Annotated in this window: 4 protein-coding genes; all 4 read right to left on the reverse strand. The window is 62.6% G+C overall.

Features of this window, described 5'->3' with window-relative positions; genetic code table 11:
- Positions 1–119: 119 nt before the first annotated feature.
- Positions 120–2,828, reverse strand: coding sequence for a DEAD/DEAH box helicase family protein (locus EPN31_RS13805; RefSeq protein WP_291774213.1), 2,709 nt, complete (start codon positions 2,826–2,828; stop codon positions 120–122).
- A gap of 3 nt (positions 2,829–2,831) precedes the next feature.
- Positions 2,832–4,430: a site-specific DNA-methyltransferase gene (locus EPN31_RS13810; protein ID WP_291774215.1), complete on the reverse strand. Its 1,599-nt coding sequence runs from the start codon at positions 4,428–4,430 to the stop codon at positions 2,832–2,834.
- A gap of 156 nt (positions 4,431–4,586) precedes the next feature.
- Entirely contained in the window at positions 4,587–4,883 is a 297-nt protein-coding gene (locus tag EPN31_RS13815) for a type II toxin-antitoxin system RelE/ParE family toxin (protein WP_291774217.1), read from the reverse strand.
- On the reverse strand, positions 4,880–5,347 hold the full coding sequence (locus tag EPN31_RS13820) for a hypothetical protein (RefSeq protein WP_291774219.1): 468 nt from the start codon (positions 5,345–5,347) through the stop codon (positions 4,880–4,882). Before EPN31_RS13820 ends, EPN31_RS13815 begins: the two co-directional genes overlap by 4 nt.
- Positions 5,348–5,626 lie beyond the last annotated feature (279 nt).

The raw sequence follows: 5,626 nt of genomic DNA on the forward strand, positions 1-5,626 counted from the left end.
AAAAGGCGGGCGCCGTCCTGACGATGCGGCGGAAAGTGAGCTACTCCCCTTGGATTCGCGCATTCTATCAGACTGGGCTGATCGCGTCAGCAGTGTGGGAGGCCCAGTAGACCGTAAGGTCAGTCAGCTAGCTGATCTTTGATCCAATCCCAGCGCTTGTCGGTAACCATCACGAAACGGCAGCGCCCGCCCGATAGGCGCGCCCACAGGCCGCCGATCAATCGGTCGTCACCGGCAGCCTCCCAGCCGTTGGCGCCCTTGTATTCGACCGCCAGCACAGGACCCGGATTCCCGTTCCTCCCCGGCAGCTGGCAGATGAAGTCGGGGTAGAAACGGTCGGTCGCCTTCTGCAGGAAGAAGGAGCAGCCCTCGCGGCGCACCAGGTTGCGCACCCAGAAAACGATGCGGCCCTTCTGCGCGAGCATGTCCAGGTAGCAGGCGCACTCGAATTCCTCTTTACTGTCGAAATCGCCGATACGGCCATAATAGTGGCGGCGGAAATCAAACACACCCCAACGATCTTGATCGTAATCCCGGCTGGGCGCGTAGGCCTGGGGCGAAAACTCGAAGGCATACTGGTCGCTCACGGCCACCCGCGCGGCGGCGTCCTCGCCAAACAGTACCTGCTGGTAGGCCGCGCGCACCACCTGGCGGCGCAAGTCCCGGATGTCGGCCTCGATGAGCTTGCGAATCACGAATTTCTGCTGATTGGCGCGTGCCAGCGCATAATCCGGTTGGCCGAGCAACGTGGTGAGCCAGCCCGCGACAAAGGTCCGCATGCTCGCGTGGGTGACCGACGGTTCGGGAATGTTACGGCACAACCAGGCCGCGAGCCGTACGTCATCCCAGTGCTCGGGCTGGTAGACCAGCCCCAGATCGCGTTGCAGATCCGGCAGGAAACGCGAATAGATGCGCCCGGCGCTGTTGATGTCAATCTCGCCGCTGTCGGCCGTCCGCCACGCAAGGCCTAGCGCTTTCAGATCTTCCGCCGTGGGCGCGGCCCGGTAGCGCGACACATCCCACGGGTAATCCAGGATCTCCGGGTCATCGAAAAGCTGCAACGCCCCCTGAGTACGCAGGGCAAGTTGCGGCACTCGGAACAGATCGCCGCGTTCGGCCGGGGTCTGGAAGAACTCGATGGCCGTGGTGCGGCTGGCCTCGGCCGCTTCGGTGATGGCCCGGGCGTTGTCCCGTGATTCAACCGCGGTCTCCAGGCTATCCGCTTCGTCGGTCGTGAGCGGCGTATGAATGGTCAGCGTGTTCGTGTGATTATCCCAGCTCACCTTGTTGCGCACTGATTTGGGTTGGGTGCGCAAGTTGGGCTTTTCGGTCAGCACCACAGCCACCGGGTGGACGATGACGCGGCCCGCGCGGCCCTCCAGGTCCAGGCGCCCCTGCTCTTCGCGGGCGGCGGCAATGAATTCGGCAACCTCACGCCGCTCGAATCCGGCTCCCGTGACCAGCCGGTCGCGCAAGGCGCCCGCCGTTTCCGCGAAGTCCCGCGAGACCACGAAGGCGTAGGATTGATTCAACGCCGCCGCGCGCCGATGTCGCGCATTAGGCTGGCGCAGGATGCGCCCCAACAATTGCTCCACGGCGGTGGAGGACGACAGGGACGCGAGGCTCACGAGAATATAGGCAAACGGGCAATCCCAGCCCTCGGCCAACGCCTTCTGGGTGATGATGAACTTCACCGAGCAGGCCGGGTCGGCGATCCCCAGGCGATAGTGGCTGTCGATTTCTTCCAGGCCCTTCTCGTCGCTAGTGGCGACCGCGATTTCTTCGGACGGAATGCCGTAGTGGTCGATGAGTGCCGCGCGCACGGCATCGTAATCCAGCGTTTCCACGCCGGCGCGGCGCGGCTGCGATTGGATGAGTACCAACGGACGCAGGTAGTCGGCACCAGCCAAACGGCCCTGCTCGGCCAGCTGCTGCAAGGCATCGCGGCGGGCGATGGCATCCGCCAGGCACTGCTGCCAGTCGGGCTGCGTCTCCAGCAGCACGGGCAGCTTGATCATTTCTTCCGCCTTGAGTTCCGCCGCCGAGACGCTGTGCAAGACGTTGCTCGGGTTGCGCGCCAGGTCTGGCGTGGCCGTGAGCTCCAGGATGCCGGCGGGACGCAGCCGCGCCAGCATCTCGAAAGCCAGTTCCGTACGGTTGTTGTGAGCCTCGTCCACGACGACGAAGGGGCGGCGCAGGCGCAGCACGTTGGCCAGCGAACAGGGAGTCGTCCGTTGCGATCCTTCGCCTTCGGTCAGCAGCTCACCCCGCTGCATTGGCGACAGGTTCTCGAAATGGTGCATCAGCGCGCCGCTGGATTCGTAGACCTTGCGGCATTCCTCGTCGGCCACCTGAAACGCCTGGCGCGTGGCCACGATCACCGTGGTGGAGGTGTCGAGCGTGGCGCGGGTCACGCTTTTGGCTTCTTCCAGATCCAGCACCGTTAGGTCTCCGGCTTCGCACAGGGCGGCGTGATAGGGGTGATCGCGGTCTTTTAGCGCGCGCAGGGTCTGTTCGCGGATAGGCTTGCTGGGCACGAGCCAGAGGATGACGCTGTGCTCGGTGCGCAGCAGGTGTGTGTTGACTAAGGCCACGCTTTTGGCCGCGAGCCACGTTTTGCCGCCGCCCGTAGGCACGCGCAGGCAGAAATACGGCATGTCCGGCGGAAAGCCCGCCAGTGGGTTGTAGGGGTTGCCGTGCCCCCAGAGGTGTTCCGTGATGGCAGTGAAAGCGATGGAAGGGGACGGCAGTTCATGACAGGCCTGGAAATAGGCCTCGATGCTGTCGAGCACCTGCCGCTGGTAGGCCTTGGGCGTGAAGGCGTTCATGGCTCAACCTTCCAGCGCGTAGGGGGTTTGCTTGAAGATGATGTCTTCGCGCTGCGCGCGCCGCCCCATGCGGTTGGCGGCTGCGTAGATGATCTTGGGGCCATCGTGGGGTGGTAGCGCATCGTACACCGGACCGGTCAGGACGTTGCCGCTGTCGGGGGCCAGGTCATTCAGGATGCCGTTGTAGAGCAGGTAGATTGCGCGGCCTTCGTGCGTGCCCAGCAGCGGGCTGTTGGTCGTGGCGGTGAAGCCGGTGCCGGTCTCGCTGAACCAGACGAATTCGGCCAACTGGGCGAAAGTCACGTCGCCGCGCACCTGACCGTCAGGAGCGAACAAAGGTTCGGCGGAAAGTCGGCAGTACTGGAAGCCACCACCCAGGCCGTCCACCCGTTCACCCTTGGCATTGGTGTAGCCCTGCGCCACCCGGCGCACGCGCTCGGCCGTGATGTTCCGCGCGATGTGCTCATCCATCTCGACCAGGATGAAGCGGCGGTTGCCGCCGTCTTCGGCGTTTTGCTTGAGGACCGCATGGCCCGTGGTGCCGGAGCCGGCGAAACTGTCGAGGATCAGGTCACCGGGGTTCGTGGCGATCTGGATGACGCGTTGCAGGAGTCGTGTGGGTTTCGGTGTATCGAATGCCGTTTGTGTGCCAAAGAGCGATTGCACTTCCTTGCGCGCTTCGTCAGTGTGGCCGACTTCTTCATGCGGCCACCACGTCCAGGGAACGAAACCCTCGACTTCGGAGAGGTAGCGGATAATACTGGGCTGTGACGTACCAGTCTTACCAAAATAGACTCGGCCCTCAGCTTTGAGTTTGAGAAATTCAGCTTCTATCGTGGACCAACACCGTCCCTCTGGCGGCTGCACCTTCTTCCCGGATGGCGTTTCTACTTCGTACATCTGGTTGGGTCGATACCCTTGCGCTGTCATCGGTATCCCGCGCCATCGGCCCCTGGGGTCGTTGTTCGGGTTCTTGTATACCGCCGCCTGCTTTGCATCTATGGGCAGCCGGTTGCGTACATCCTGGAATAGATCGGGTTGTTTGGCATAGACAACGATGTATTCGTGTACATCCCCGATCGCGCCACGATTTTCGCGTGAATAACGTTTCTGCCAGACGTTGGAGGCGACAAAGCAGCTGACCCCAAAAACCTCATCCATCAGTAGCCGCAGGCAGGCGACCTCGTTATCATCGATCGACACGAAAATCGCCCCATCCTCCCGCAAGAACTGCTTCAGCAGCACCAGCCGGGGATACATCATGCACAACCAGCGGTCGTGCCTATCTAGCGTCTCGCCCTCTTTACCCACCACCTCACCCAACCAGCGGCGAATCTCCGGTGAATTCACGTTGTCGTTGTAGACCCAGCCCTCGTTGCCCGTGTTGTATGGAGGATCAATGTAGATACATTTCACCTGACCCGCGTAACGCGGCAGCAGCGCCTTCAACGCGTGCAAATTGTCGCCCTGCACGATCAAGTTGCCGTCATCATGCCCACCGGTCGAACACGACAGCGCCGGCACCGGATCCAGCAGACGCGTTGGCACTTCCTGGTGGTGGCGGATCACGGCTTCTTTGCCGATCCAGTTCAATGTGGGCACGAGCAAGCCTCGTCTTGTTGCGTTGGCACGGTTGGAAGGCATTCTACCCGGTGCCGATCCTGCGGTTCAGTGGCAGAGCCAGATGCGCCTGATCATGAGTCGGACGGGCACAGCCCCGATGCGAGCGTGTATCCATCGGGCATCGCCCGATGAGCCCTATTCTTCCTCTATGGGTGGCCACTGCCGGGCCGTGTGCAACACGCGAAGGATCTCAATCCTGGCCAGCTTCGGCCGCACCCGATAGACCACCACCAGAGATGTACCGCTGATCACCAGCTCGCGGGCGCCGCGCCGCCGTCCGGCACGGCCCAATTCGGGGAACTGCGCAAGCTGGCCGATCTGGCGCTCGATCCGTGCGGCGACCTCACGGGCCGCCTGGATGCTGTCCTGCGCGATATACGTCAACTGGGCATCCCGCGCGGCGTCGGCCGCGGGCAGCCATTCGATTCTCAACCCTTATCCTTGGCTTTGGCTTCCAACAGATCCAGGTGTCTGTGCATGCGGGCCACGGATTCTTCATGGCTGATCCATTGCGTTGCCCGATTGTCGGCCTCCTCGATGCCGGCATCCACCTGGTCGCGGAACCAGGCGTCATAGGCGGCGGCTTCATGGGCGCGTTTCATCCGCGCGGCCGCATCGGGCCGACCAGGGCGGTGCGCATCTTCGCTACTGTGGTGCGTGGCATCGATGCCGTCGATACGCACGATGGACAGATCCTTGCGCAGGTATTCCGTCAGCGTGTCCAGGCTGCGCCAGGTGCGCGGCCGATCGGTCTTCTGACCACCCAAAGGCTTTTCCTGGCGGCCGGTCTTGAGCATGACACTCCACCCACCGGGCTGGCCGACGATGGAAACGCCTCGAATGACGCCCGCCTCGGCCATGCGCCGCGCCGTGGCCGTGTCTATGGTCCGATTCATGGTGGAAAACCCCTTCGTGGCTTGATGGGAGGATTCGGTGGTTTGACGAGAATAAATACTTAATGTTATTCAGCTATTCATTATATAGAAATCCAAGTCTTTTTCACTGTCCATCCCTTTGAATCTTCCAGAACGCCCGGTCACGAATCGGGCGGGCACAGCTCGGACGCGAGCGCATAAATGTCGGGCGCCACGCGGTCGAGCCGCACCGCGTTCCACCCGGCGTCGACACAGACGTGCGTCGTCGAGCCCTCGGCCAGCCGCGTTCCCGATGGCGCC

Source organism: Castellaniella sp. (assembly GCF_004321985.1).
GTDB lineage: Bacteria > Pseudomonadota > Gammaproteobacteria > Burkholderiales > Burkholderiaceae_B > Castellaniella.